The organism is Ectobacillus sp. JY-23, from assembly GCF_023022965.1.
Taxonomy (GTDB): domain Bacteria; phylum Bacillota; class Bacilli; order Bacillales; family Bacillaceae_G; genus Ectobacillus.
Genome location: NZ_CP095462.1, coordinates 543,282 through 555,683, shown reverse-complemented (window position 1 = coordinate 555,683; position 12,402 = coordinate 543,282). Strand labels below are relative to the sequence as shown.

The 12,402-nt window shown below is 40.0% G+C and carries 13 protein-coding genes; 8 read left to right on the top strand and 5 right to left on the bottom strand.

Annotated features, from left to right (window positions below; translation table 11 throughout):
• Positions 1–6: 6 nt before the first annotated feature.
• The 4 genes from MUG87_RS02945 (at position 7) to MUG87_RS02930 (ending at position 3,519) form a co-directional block, all read left to right on the top strand.
• Positions 7–903, top strand: coding sequence for a manganese catalase family protein (locus MUG87_RS02945; protein WP_247085377.1), 897 nt, complete (start codon positions 7–9; stop codon positions 901–903).
• Positions 904–1,066: 163 nt separating this feature from the next.
• A complete protein-coding gene (locus MUG87_RS02940; RefSeq protein ID WP_247085375.1) occupies positions 1,067–1,792 on the top strand; it encodes an ABC transporter ATP-binding protein in 726 nt (241 codons plus the stop codon).
• The gene (locus MUG87_RS02935) at positions 1,789–2,841 is read left to right on the top strand and encodes an ABC transporter permease (RefSeq protein WP_247085373.1); all 1,053 of its coding nucleotides are present in this window, start codon (positions 1,789–1,791) and stop codon (positions 2,839–2,841) included. Before MUG87_RS02940 ends, MUG87_RS02935 begins: the two co-directional genes overlap by 4 nt.
• Before the next feature lie 27 nt (positions 2,842–2,868).
• The gene (locus MUG87_RS02930) at positions 2,869–3,519 is read left to right on the top strand and encodes a TetR/AcrR family transcriptional regulator (protein ID WP_247085371.1); all 651 of its coding nucleotides are present in this window, start codon (positions 2,869–2,871) and stop codon (positions 3,517–3,519) included.
• Positions 3,520–3,578: 59 nt separating this feature from the next.
• Here MUG87_RS02930 and MUG87_RS02925 read toward each other — a convergent pair whose 3' ends face one another.
• Both MUG87_RS02925 and MUG87_RS02920 read right to left on the bottom strand, forming a co-directional pair.
• A complete protein-coding gene (locus MUG87_RS02925) occupies positions 3,579–4,256 on the bottom strand; it encodes a lysoplasmalogenase (RefSeq protein WP_247085369.1) in 678 nt (225 codons plus the stop codon).
• 39 nt (positions 4,257–4,295) lie between these two features.
• A complete protein-coding gene (locus MUG87_RS02920; RefSeq protein WP_247085367.1) occupies positions 4,296–4,859 on the bottom strand; it encodes a DJ-1/PfpI family protein in 564 nt (187 codons plus the stop codon).
• A 170-nt stretch (positions 4,860–5,029) separates the two neighbouring features.
• Here MUG87_RS02920 and MUG87_RS02915 point away from each other — a divergent pair, with 170 nt between their 5' ends.
• Positions 5,030–5,263, top strand: coding sequence for a DUF2651 family protein (locus MUG87_RS02915; RefSeq protein WP_247085365.1), 234 nt, complete (start codon positions 5,030–5,032; stop codon positions 5,261–5,263).
• A gap of 65 nt (positions 5,264–5,328) precedes the next feature.
• On the opposite strand, the gene MUG87_RS02910 is transcribed toward MUG87_RS02915, so the two are convergent.
• Entirely contained in the window at positions 5,329–6,249 is a 921-nt protein-coding gene (locus MUG87_RS02910; RefSeq protein ID WP_247085363.1) for a GNAT family N-acetyltransferase, read from the bottom strand.
• A gap of 334 nt (positions 6,250–6,583) precedes the next feature.
• Positions 6,584–6,745: a hypothetical protein gene (locus MUG87_RS02905; protein WP_247085361.1), complete on the bottom strand. Its 162-nt coding sequence runs from the start codon at positions 6,743–6,745 to the stop codon at positions 6,584–6,586.
• 96 nt (positions 6,746–6,841) lie between these two features.
• On the opposite strand from MUG87_RS02905, the gene MUG87_RS02900 reads away from it, so the two are divergent.
• Together MUG87_RS02900 and amyS are read left to right on the top strand one after the other, a co-directional pair.
• A complete protein-coding gene (locus MUG87_RS02900) occupies positions 6,842–7,018 on the top strand; it encodes a hypothetical protein (RefSeq protein WP_247085359.1) in 177 nt (58 codons plus the stop codon).
• Positions 7,019–7,237: 219 nt separating this feature from the next.
• Positions 7,238–8,785, top strand: a complete 1,548-nt coding sequence (amyS, locus tag MUG87_RS02895) for an alpha-amylase (RefSeq protein ID WP_247085357.1) — start codon at positions 7,238–7,240, stop codon at positions 8,783–8,785.
• Positions 8,786–8,956: 171 nt separating this feature from the next.
• On the opposite strand, the gene MUG87_RS02890 is transcribed toward amyS, so the two are convergent.
• Entirely contained in the window at positions 8,957–9,529 is a 573-nt protein-coding gene (locus MUG87_RS02890; RefSeq protein WP_247087468.1) for a histidine phosphatase family protein, read from the bottom strand.
• 309 nt (positions 9,530–9,838) lie between these two features.
• On the opposite strand from MUG87_RS02890, the gene MUG87_RS02885 reads away from it, so the two are divergent.
• Positions 9,839–12,196, top strand: coding sequence for a glycoside hydrolase family 10-like protein (locus tag MUG87_RS02885; protein WP_247085355.1), 2,358 nt, complete (start codon positions 9,839–9,841; stop codon positions 12,194–12,196).
• Positions 12,197–12,402: the final 206 nt, after the last annotated feature.

Genomic DNA, 12,402 nt, shown 5'->3' with positions numbered 1-12,402 from the left:
CGCATTGTGTTCAAACGCATCGATCGACTGTTAATTCCACTTCCGGAATCCAAGTATGCGGATGCGAACGCCGCCGCTGCTGTACAGGAACTGCTGGGCGGTAAATTCGGGGAAATGTCTACTTTAAATAACTATATGTTTCAATCCTTTAACTTTCGCGGTAAGAAGAAACTGAAGCCATTTTATGACCTAGTTGCTAATATTACCGCAGAGGAATTTGGGCATGTGGAACTTGTTACGACTGCGATTAACCTATGCTTGACCGGTACCACTTTCCCAGGTGACCCGGATGTTACACCTATGCAGCATGGCAAAGACAAGCGCAATACGCACCACTTTATCGCAACTGCGCAAACAGCTGTTGTCGCAGATTCCATGGGTAGAGCTTGGACGGGAGATAATGTATTTAGTAGCGGTAATTTAATTATGGATCTGCTGCATAACTTTTTCCTCGAATGTGGTGCACGTACGCATAAAATGCGTGTATACGAAATGACGGAGCATCCGGTGGCGCGTGAAATGATTGGTTATTTACTTGTACGCGGGGGTGTGCATGTTGTTGCTTATGCTCGTGCACTTGAAATGGCGACAGGGGTAGATGTTACAAAAATGCTACCAATTCCTAATTTGTCTAACAAAGCTTTTTCAGCAGCGAAAAAGTTTGAAGACCAGGGACTGCATTTAAAGCTGTATCGCTTTAGTGACGATGATTATAAGGATCTTTCAAAGATTTGGAAGGGACCGCATCCAGAAGACGGCCGGCCGCTTGTAGTAGAAGATAAATTACCAACAGGCGGACCAGTGCCGGAGCTTGATGAACTGCCCGAGGAATTTGCACCAGGAATAGGGCAGGCGGAATTTATGGAGATTTTACAGCGTTTACAGCGGTCAGCGGGAATCTAAATCAGGCTCTTCTGTATAGAAGAGCTGTTTTTATACATATAGCAATGTGCGCATCCTTAATTTAAAAACAAAATGAAGTGATTACTCACTTTTTGGTTGAAACCCTCTGGGAGGAGTGTTAATATAATAGTGAGTAATCACTCACTTTTGTAGGAGGGGTATTATGAAAGAAACAATTAAAATTCAAAATGTCAGTAAAAGTTATGGTAAAAAGGTTGTATTACGTAAAGTGGATTTTACAATTGAGCAGGGAAATATTTATGGTTTCATTGGACCTTCCGGTGCAGGGAAAACAACCTTAATTAAATTGATTGTCGGCATGGATGTACCGGATTCCGGTTCTATTCATGTATTGGATCAGAAAATGCCCAACCTACAGATTTTACAGAACATTGGCTACATGGCCCAGTCCGATGCCTTATACACACAGCTGACTGGCAAGGAAAACTTATTGTTTTTTGCATCCCTTTATAAGCTTCGCAAGACGGAAATGAATGAAAGAATTTCCTATGCAGCTCGTCTCGTGAATCTAACAGACGATTTAAACAAAAAAGTTGCGGCATATTCCGGAGGGATGAAGCGCCGTCTTTCTTTAGCTATCGCTTTGGTGCAAAATCCACAAGTCCTTATTTTAGATGAGCCGACTGTCGGAATCGATCCGGAATTACGATTGAGTATTTGGAATGAACTGATAAGATTAAAAACTGAAGAGAGAAAAACCATCATTGTAACCACACACGTGATGGATGAAGCAGAAAGGTGCGATTATATTTCCATGGTTAGAGACGGAGCCATTATTGCGACGGGTACACCTGGGGAATTGAAGGAGCGCTACGATGCAAACAATTTTGATGAAGTATTCCTGTATGCAGGGAGGAAAGGAAAATGAGAATAACTGCACTGGTTAAACGAATTTTTAAGCAAATGTCCCGAGACAAACGCACGATGGCATTATTGTTTGTAGCGCCGCTGCTAATCCTTACTCTTATGAGCTTAGTTTTTAATGGTGATGAAACGAAGCTGAAATTAGGTGTTCAAAACGTAAGTGAGTCAATTGTAAAGCAATTAGAAGATACAAATATTCATGTTGTGAAGTTCAGTGATGCTTCAAATGTGAAAGAGGTCATGAAGGAGAAGGAGTTAGACGGATTCCTAAAAATTACAAATGAACAAACAACGATTACGTTATTAAATAGCGATCCGACAACGGCTAAAGGTCTCCTTTTCAGAATTAAACAAGTGATCAGCAGTCAATCTTTACAACAAGCTGAGATGAATACAGCATCACTTCAGCAAAGCTCTATTCAAACTAAATATGTATACGGAAGTGAAGAAACAGAGGTTTTTGATGTATTCAGCCCCATTTTAATTGGCTTTTTCGTTCTGTTTTTTGTATTTTTAATTTCTGGAATTGGCTTGTTAAATGAAAAAACAACCGGTACACTAGAACGCCTCATGGCTACGCCGATTAGAAGATGGGAAATTGTGACCGCATATTTAATCGGGTTTGGCACGTTTGCCGTTATACAGACTGTTATTGTTGTTTTATATGCAGTTCATGTATTAGACATTATAATGGTTGGTTCTATTGGAAGTGTAATTCTTATCAACCTCTTATTAGCTTTAGTTGCTTTATCGCTAGGATTGCTTCTTTCTTCTTTTGCAACGTCCGAGTTTCAAATGATGCAGTTTATCCCAATTGTAGCAATTCCACAGGTGTTTTTCTCAGGGATTTTCCCGTTAGAGAGTATGGCAAATTGGCTACAATGGATTGGGAAAATCATGCCGCTTTACTATGCAGGTCATGCATTAAAGGGTGTCATGTATAAAGGGGTAGAACTTTATGAAATTCGTTATGATTTATATGTGTTACTTGCCTTTGCCACCGCATTTATCATTTTGAATTTATTTGCTTTAAAAAAGTATCGCAAGCTATAATGAAGGGGCGAAGGGAAGTGGAACGGCTTGTCTAAAGGCAGATTATTAGAAGAAATCATGACACAAATGCATACAACCAAACAAACAGAAAAGCAAAAGCAAATTGTAGATGCGGCAATTCAAATATTTGCAGAAAAAGGGTACTCGAATACATCAACAGCGGAAATTGCCAAGTTGGCAGGCGTTGCAGAAGGAACGATCTTTAAGCATTTCGGTACAAAGGATAAGTTATTATTGTCTATTATTGTTCCGTATATAAAAGAGTTTTTCCCTGCCATTGCGGAAGAGGTGATGGGGCAGGTGATGAAGAATCCGCTTACTACCTTTGAGGAATTTTTGCGGGTGTTATTGCAAAACCGAGTCGCCTTTATCACCGAAAATCGCGAAATTTTTCAAGTAATTATTAAAGAAGTAATCTATAAAGAGGAAATGAAACAAGAATTGCTTCCTTTGTTATATGAAAATATCTCATCCCGTTTACTACGCATCATTGATGCATTTAAGGAGCGCGGTGAGTTAATCAATTTGCCGAGTGAAAAAATTTTAAATATGCTGCTTACGTTTTTTGGCGGCTTTTTCGTTTCCCGGTTCGTGCTGTTAAACAAGCAAACCGTAAGTGATGAAGAAATAGAAGATGCGATTTATTTTATTGTGAATGATATTACGAAACCGAAGTAAAAACGAGGTGTTACAAGCACCTCGTTTTTTTAATTTCCATTGTAAGAGTGTATGTTGATTCATAGAGAGGCATAGATAATTCCCATTTGTGCGGCAACATAAGTTCCCCAAATCCATAATGGTGCGTGGCGCAGCGGATGTTTACCAATTTCGGTCATACCAATTAAAAAATCAGATAGAACAAACAGAGAACCGCCGATAGCAACCCACCACCATGCGCCACCTAGCTTCAATGCCAATGCCAACCCTACAGCCGCCATGCCCCCCACCCACAAACCATATAGCAAAGCACCGACTGTGAAAATTTTAGATTCTGCCGGATTTCTGATAAAGAATATCCATCCAATAATAAGGAAAGCGCCGTAGATGAGAACGCTCGTAAAGAGGTGTTCTGTCACGTCTGCAGTTTGGATAAATGCAACAACATAAAAAACATGTGCGATGCTGAATGTAATCATCCCGCCAATCAAATGATTTGCAAAGGGGATTAAGCCGGCCATAAATAAATCTCCCAGCGTGGACAATAGCATACCCCAAAATACCCATCTATGGTAGGGCGAATCTAAATGATTTAACCAAAACAACAAAGCTACGCCGCTCAGTGAAAAGCTGAGAGTGAGCCTTGTCCAAAGAGGTAGCTCTTTATTTGTTTCTCTACTCTTGTTTTGTAAGGCTGTCACCCATCCGATGATAAATACAAGAACTTGAGTTAAAAGCAACATATACATCCACTTCATGTTGTTCTTCCTTTCATTATATATGTTCAACCTCTTTTGTTATAAATCTCCCTTACAAAAACGTAAAGTATGAGCAGCGTGCCCCTCATCTTTCCATATTCTGAGTGTACGGCCGACCGCCACTGTAAACTCCGCAAAGGCCGTTCCTTTTGCAGTAATGAATGCATCTGAAACCTCAATATTTGCACCTGTATAAATGGCACCGTTAAAGGCTTTTTTAAACATTTCATATGTATTTGGCAAACAAGTAAATGCCTTGTTTTGTAATAAACCGGCTTTTCCAAGCAGCACTGCCGACGCACATATGGAAGCAATCGGGACTTGTAAGGAAACAGCTTCCTGTAACAAGGATTGAACGTGTTGATTATCCATTATTTCATCAATACCATCACCACCGGAAAGTAAAATAAGCGCATATTCTTGCAAGGAGACATCCTCAATAGCCAGTTGCGATGATGTATACAATCCTCCTAAGCTCTCTACTGATGTTCCATTCACGGTCGCAGTAACAATAGTAGCCTTCCCAGCTTTACGAAGGAAAAATAAGGTGTGAGCAATCTCGAAGTCAGCATATTGAGGATACGCAATAAAAAGTATCTTCATAAAACCATCCTTTTTTATATGACATAAAGCATACATATATTCGTAGAAAATTAGAAAATTCCTGCTAACATGCTTGTTTTTCTACCCGTAGTTAATATATTTTCTTAAAGGTAAATATAGTGTAATGCAAGAATATAAATATATGGAAAGTATATGTAGGGAGGTTTCGTATGGAATTTCTTTTGGTACTGTTTATTTTTCCAATTTTAGTAGTGGGGGCATCGATTGCAGGGTATATCATCCTAAAAAAGTGGTATGTTGTACCGCTTGCGGTATTTGGATTCTTTTTGATGCTAACATTGATCCTGTTTAATACGACTTTTTTCTTTTGGGTGTTTGTGTATACAGCATTAGCATTGCTAGTAAGTCTTATCATGAAGTTTACAATACAATTGCTTGTATGAAATATATAGTAGAGCAATGCAATCGCTTACCAAACTAAAAAGCAGCATGAGTGCTGCTTTTTAGTTTATATTTTTTCCTGGTATATACGTAATAGCTCTTCCACTGAAACACCGTTAATTTTCATATCTGTTATATCACAATCTTGGATGTTTACGCCGCGCAGCACACAGTTTGATAAGGTACTTTCTGTCAGGTCACAACGTTCAAATGTAATAGGACCGTGCGATTCATGCCAACCGAGGTTTGTATCATGTATATAGGCACCGCCAAGAGAAGCTTGGCAAAGCTCGATATGATTGAGGTTCATATCACCAAAGTTTGCACCGCTCATATTAATATTATGTAGTGTTGTTTGTGATAGATTAATATCATGTAAGGTCATATGACTCATATTAGCATTTGAAATTGTGGCTTTCTCTAGATTAACAGAGAAGAAGTCTGCACTTGTAAGCGAGCAATCTTCAAACTCAGCACGAGATAAATCGCTATTTGAAAATAACTTAACAGTCGAATCTGATAAATGAGCTTTCTTTTTCTCAAAATAGATATAGTTTTCATCTTGAAATGTTTTCTTATAGCTGAGTTTTTCATAAAAATGATGATTGGCTTTGCTTTTGGCAGATGTTCCTAACTCCCAGCGATATACACGGGGAAATTCACGCTCTATCAAATACATGGTCTGTGTTCCAATGTTCTTATTTTGAAATTCAGGAGCAATAAATAGTTTATCAACAACTGCATGTTTGTTACCGGATGTGAATATGGAGATACCGCCTGCGATTGTATGATTAAACATAATCTTATAGAAATGGGTAATTTTAATGCTGTAAAGAATGTGCTGTAGTGAATTATATCCGCCCGGTCCATTTGAAGAACCATCTTTTGTCCAAGAGCCCCATTGTAAAGCATGGCAATCAAAGGCAGCTGTCTGTAAGGCTGTCAAAGCATGGGCATCTTCAAATGTAGCTTCTTGTAGTGTAATCATGCGAAAATTCTCCTTCTTTTTTGTACAACACCATTTATTCTACAAAAGAGGAAGAAAATCCTCCTTTTAAAAAATCTCAATATTCAAAAAATATTTGAGAAAGTTTTAAAATCTTAATATTAGATTTTTTATCAGAGCTTAATGTTGCGAATTAGCACTTGTTGGTGGGAATGAAAGGGAGAGACTCCTACGAGAAAAGCGAACTTCTGTAGCAGAAATTAACATATCCCAAAAGAAATCTCCTTCTTCAAGCGGCGGGAGCCGGTAAGGAGGGGAGGTTCATCAGAGCCGTTGTTTTAGATGGAATAGCAGAAGTACGCAAGAATAGAAGTTACTACTGCCAATATTGCTTTCTTGTAACAGATCTCATACAAGCAATCATTTGTTCGTGATCACTTTTATAATAGGGCGCAGGCATGTTATTTCTTTGGATATACAGCACAAAAACAGAAGATAAGAAAAGAAAGCCGCATACACATAAAAAGATAATGGACATTTCAAACACCTCCTTTTACAAGATATGTTGCAGGACAAATAGATAGTATGAAGCGAATATATAAAGTAGAAAAGACGAGACGAAAGGATGAAACATATGACAATAATTGGTTATGTATTTTGGGGCCTTTGTGCTGTGTTAATTGGCGGGAGCTTCTGGATGCAGCGTAAATATAGAAGCAGTGAGCCATATAAAAGTGATCATCAAGAGTTTTATGAAGAGTCGGCAAAGTTGGATTATAATAGTCCTCGGAATGATTCAAGCTTTTTATAACAAATAAGGCGTGCTGTATGCACCCCTATTTGTTGTTAGTAGTGCAGGTTTGATAAGGGGATATATTGGATATTAAACCTTGTGTCGAGTCAGGGAGCAAAGAAGTAGAATCATTTTCCGAAAAACAAGTTTATGTTGAATTTTCTCAATACAAATAAATATGATTTTATGTTATTTTTAAAATGTAAGCGTTCTACAAATTAAGGGAGGGCGAGGAACATGTTCAAAGAAAAAAAGAAGTGGGCAGCTGGATTGCTGGCATTTGCGCTAACGATTGCGCCATTTGCGGCAGAAACGAAAGTAGAAGCAGCTGAAACGAACGGTACAATGATACAATATTTTGAATGGTACCTGCCAAACGATGGACTTCATTGGAAGCGGTTGCAGAACGATTCTGCTCGTTTATCCGGTCTAGGTGTAACTGCAGTATGGGTTCCGCCGGCATATAAGGGAACCAGTCAAGCCGATGTGGGGTACGGCGCCTATGACCTGTATGATCTAGGGGAATTTAATCAAAAAGGAACCGTTCGCACCAAGTATGGTACAAAAGCTGAGCTGCAAGCCGCCATTCAATCTCTGCATACTAACGGGGTACAAGTGTATGGAGATGTAGTAATGAATCATAAAGGCGGAGCGGATTATACAGAAAATGTTACTGCCGTGGAGGTAAATCCAAATAATCGAAATCAAGAAACATCTGGTGATTATCAAATTCAAGCGTGGACAGGGTTTAATTTTAGTGGTCGTGGCAACACACATAGTAGCTTTAAGTGGCAATGGTATCATTTCAACGGCGTTGATTGGGACCAATCCCGGAGTTTGAATCGTATTTATAAATTTCGAGGAATAGGAAAAGCCTGGGACTGGGAAGTCTCTACTGAATATGGAAACTATGATTATTTAATGTACGCGGACGTCGATTATGATCATCCGGACGTTGTCAATGAAATGAAAAACTGGGGCACATGGTATGCCAACCAACTGGGACTCGATGGATTCCGTATTGATGCGGCCAAGCATATTAAGCATGAATTTCTCCGTGATTGGGTAAACTCTGTTCGTACATCAACTGGCAAAGAAATGTTTACTGTAGCGGAGTATTGGCAAAACAGTCTACCTGCGCTTGAAAATTACTTAGCGAAAACGAACTACAATCAATCTGTTTTCGATGTACCGCTTCATTATAACTTCCAAGCAGCATCCACCCAGGGAGGATATTATGATATGCGTAATCTCTTAAATGGTACGGTAACATCCAAGTATCCGACAAAAGCAGTAACATTTGTGGATAATCATGATACACAACCGGGACAGGCACTTGAGTCTACGGTACAAACATGGTTTAAGCCGCTGGCATACGCGTTTATTTTAACAAGATCTTCTGGCTATCCAAATGTATTTTATGGAGATTTATATGGAACAAAAGGAAGCACGGGCAGAGAAATTCCTGCGTTGCAATCCAAAATTGAACCGCTTATGAAGGCGCGTAAAGACTATGCCTACGGAACGCAGCACGATTACCTAGATCATCAAGATATTGTTGGTTGGACGCGCGAGGGAGATACTACGAAAATAAAGTCTGGTTTAGCAACTTTGGTGACAGATGGTCCAGGCGGGTCAAAATGGATGTATGTCGGCAAACAAAACGCAGGTGAAACATGGTATGATATGACTGGCAATCGAGCAGACAATGTCACTATTAATGCTGATGGATGGGGACAATTCTTTGTGAACGGTGGTTCTGTGTCTGTTTACGTTCAAAAATAGTGTGATAGATGAAAAGAAACAGTTTTTGTAAAAACTGTTTCTTTTCATATTAGTTTTATAGTTTTGTAAGAATGTTATCAATCTCATTAAATAATTCATTTGGAATTTCTTTTGAAACAGCATCAACTTCCCAAACTAATTTCACTCACTTTAAGTCCTGAGTGACCAAGCTTACGATACTTCATTATTTTTCACCTCCCACAAACGTTCAACAGAAAGCAGTATATGCTGAGAAAACACAAGCTTATAAATGTCTGGCATGCTTAATGATTGCCAAAAGGCAAAATCATATTTTGGATCAAAATGCTGCATGATAAGTGCCATAATATTGCCGTGTGTACCGATAACAATGCTTTTTCCTTCATACTGCTCTAATAGGTGCAGTAAACAGTTTACACCTCGTCTTTGAGCCTCTTTATTTGATTCTCCGCCCGGCCATGAGAAAGAAGGTTCTTCCCAAACCGTTCTAACAGCAATCTCAAAATCTTCTAATGGGTAAGCAGAGAGCAAACGTTCGCGCAATTCAACTTCTTCTCGAATGGGAATGTTTAAATGTTTCGAAATCCCTGCAATCGTTTGCATAGCGCGTTTGTATGGGCTGGAAAGTACCGCATTGATAGGCTCATTTTGCAATATTTTTGCGACCCGTTCTGCATGTAGAAATCCTGCTGGTGATAACGGTCTTTGCAGTTCATCTGGTGTATAGCTTGAGTGCGCATGACGCACAAAATAAATCGTAGTCAGAAAATTCCCCTCCTTATGTTTTGAGAATATAACATAAAGGGGTAATTGTCTAAAAATTAACTCAATACAGTTCTTAAGAAAATTAATTTCATTTACGATTAAAAATTAAAAATATTTTTAATTTTATGTTGTAAAATGAAACGGAAATGTTTATATTAACTTTGAAAGCGTTATCTCAAAATGCTGCATGCACATAAACAACATGACTTTGACAAGAGAAGAGAATAGTCTTCTCTTTATTTTGTCTTCAAACATACATGGTGTGCTGATACAGCAAAGCGCTAATACGATCAAAAAGGAGAATGAGAGATGGGGAAAAAGTCGTATGTCGTAACAGGTTCTGTTCTTGCTTCAAGTCTATTATTATCTTCTTTTGGCATGATGGGAAGTGTCGTGGCTAGTGATACGCCTGTAAAAGTGTTGACTGTGCAGGATGAATCTGGCGATCGTTTTGCAATCGATGCGGTCAATCAGCTTTCCAATGATAACAAGCTTGTGTTATTTAATGATACGTTCAGCTATTATACAGAAACACGGAAGGGAAGTCAGGAGGTTGTACTTGAAAAAATCGGCCTCAATACATACCGTGTTGTGAAAAAAACAGATGGAGATAGCGCAATTCCGGAAAATGGACTTGTTTTATCTACAGGACTGCAGACAACTGCAGCTATTAAAGAATTTATTTCACAGCTTCAAGGTGGGGAAACGATTACTCTCTTTGAGCCAACAGAAAAGCGTGTAGAAAACAAAGCCAACGCTGTTGATCCGACAAAAGAATCGAATCCAGCAGGCGCTCCTTTTGATGGATTCCGTGGTCCTGATCAGTTAATCGTATATACACCTAAGTTTGGAGAAACAACAAAAACAAACCAGTACGGTTACGAAATTACAGTTGAGAACGGTTTTGTCACAAAGCTTGGCGGTGGCAGTTCAAAGATTCCGCAAAACGGGTTTGTCGTAAGCGGGCATGGTGTAGCTTCTAAGTGGCTATCATCTAATTCTATTATCGGCGCGAAGGTCACTGTCGATGAGCAAGGTGTGGTTACGATTGTGCAGGATGTTGAAAGCTTTGCATTTCAAAGTCAGCAAGCTGTAAACCAAGCGAAGAAATCCATTGAGAAAGCGAAAGCCGAGTTTTTAGATGTGGCGATGCAGCAAGCGGAAGAGTCCGTGCAAACAGCTGAAGCGTTGCTTGTAGAAGTAGAAAGTATTCGAGAAACAGACCCTGTAAAAGCACTTGATTTGACGCGCCAAGCAACGCAAGCTGCATATGATGCCTATTATTACTCACTACCTTCAAATGTCGCTGAGCAGCGTGCGATTTGGTATCGTCCAGAAGAAACAACGTTAGAAGGCGTGAAGCAGGTGCTTGACCGCATGGAAAAGGCGGGATTTAATTCTGTATATTTAGAAACCACATTCCATGGTTATACAGTTTACCCAAGTGAGGCGATGCAAGCCTATGGTTTGCCAGCGCAACATCCAAGATTTCAAAATGGGGACTATGGTCCATATGGTAAGGATTTGTTGGCGGCATACGTGAAAGAAGGAAAAAAGCGCGGCATGACGATACAGGCATGGACAGATGGCTTCATGGTTGGAGAAGCAAGCATTGGTACGCCACCGCAGTTTACAAAATACCCGCAGTGGGCAGCTATGCAACGTCAGAACACAACAGGACAGCCGGCACCGGATTCTGCTAGCAAATATTATTGGCTTGATATCGCGCAGCCGGAAGTACAAACCTTTATGCTAGATATTTATAAAGAAATGCAGACAAAGTATGATATTAAAGGCTTAAATATTGATTATATGCGTTATCCGCATCACAGCTTTGATAAGAGCTATGGCTTTAGTCAAACGATTCGTACGATGTACAAGGAGCAGTTTGGTATAGACCCATATAATTTGACTCCTACAGCGAATTCTGAGGAGTGGCATGCCTGGGAAATGTGGCTTCGCACAAAGGAAAATGAATTTGTTGCTAAGCTTCATGACCAAACAAAGGGCATGAACAAAAAGTTTATGATGACGGCAACACCAGAGCCGGGACCAGAGGCGGTACTTATTAGCGACTGGCAGGATGATATTGACGGTGTTATTCCGCAGGCATACGGACATGACTTTAACAGCATTCAAAAAACAGTACAGGACAGCAAAAAGTTAATGCCTGCTGGAACCATGTACTACACAGGTATTTATTCGTTTTATCATCACTTAAGTGAAATGGCCAGCGTAAGCGATGTATTATCTGCGAAGCATAGTACATCAGGGGTGAATATGTTCGCTTTCGGTCAGGCGAGCGCGCCATCCGTTGATGCACTTGGAAAAGGGCCTTGGCGCGAAGATGCCGTCAACCCTGGTGAAGAACCCATTGCAGCAACTAAGGCTTTACTAAGAGAGATGGAAGAGCATATTCAAAATATTTATGTGAAGCAGGGTGCGATGAGCAAGAAGAAAGGTGAAGCGTATAAACAAACACTGCGCGCTGCGGCATTAACAGCCGAAAAAATACCAGCACAAAGCGACGGTTTGTTCCAAGCGATGATGCAGCAACTAGATACTGATGTTGCGGAGGGTAAGATTCATAGTATTGTAGGCAAGCGTATGAAAGAACAACTTACTGATGCGAATACATGGGTACAATACGCATTAAAACATCAATAAGAAACCCAAAAGGCAAAGTCTTCATGACTTTGCCTTTTTAGTTTAGGCTGTTTTCGCAAACTTTGTTGCGATGTAACAGATAGTGGCGAGTGGTTGATTTTCGCTCCAGGTTGCTCGCTTTCCGCGGTCAGGTGAGCCTCCTCGACTTACGGCCTGTGGGGTCTCACCTGACTCGCTGCTCTCGCAGGAGTCTCGCACCTTCCGCT

What these genes read in the sequence shown, in the direction of transcription:
- MUG87_RS02925 (WP_247085369.1), bottom strand. Translation starts at nt 4,256, where the DNA reads ATGAAGTGGATGTATATGTTGCTTTTAACTCAAGTTCTTGTATTTATC.
- MUG87_RS02920 (WP_247085367.1), bottom strand. Translation starts at nt 4,859, where the DNA reads ATGAAGATACTTTTTATTGCGTATCCTCAATATGCTGACTTCGAGATT.
- MUG87_RS02885 (WP_247085355.1), top strand. Translation starts at nt 9,839, where the DNA reads ATGGGGAAAAAGTCGTATGTCGTAACAGGTTCTGTTCTTGCTTCAAGT.
- MUG87_RS02940 (WP_247085375.1), top strand. Translation starts at nt 1,067, where the DNA reads ATGAAAGAAACAATTAAAATTCAAAATGTCAGTAAAAGTTATGGTAAA.
- MUG87_RS02935 (WP_247085373.1), top strand. Translation starts at nt 1,789, where the DNA reads ATGAGAATAACTGCACTGGTTAAACGAATTTTTAAGCAAATGTCCCGA.
- MUG87_RS02900 (WP_247085359.1), top strand. Translation starts at nt 6,842, where the DNA reads ATGACAATAATTGGTTATGTATTTTGGGGCCTTTGTGCTGTGTTAATT.
- MUG87_RS02915 (WP_247085365.1), top strand. Translation starts at nt 5,030, where the DNA reads ATGGAATTTCTTTTGGTACTGTTTATTTTTCCAATTTTAGTAGTGGGG.
- amyS (WP_247085357.1), top strand. Translation starts at nt 7,238, where the DNA reads ATGTTCAAAGAAAAAAAGAAGTGGGCAGCTGGATTGCTGGCATTTGCG.
- MUG87_RS02910 (WP_247085363.1), bottom strand. Translation starts at nt 6,249, where the DNA reads ATGATTACACTACAAGAAGCTACATTTGAAGATGCCCATGCTTTGACA.
- MUG87_RS02905 (WP_247085361.1), bottom strand. Translation starts at nt 6,745, where the DNA reads ATGTCCATTATCTTTTTATGTGTATGCGGCTTTCTTTTCTTATCTTCT.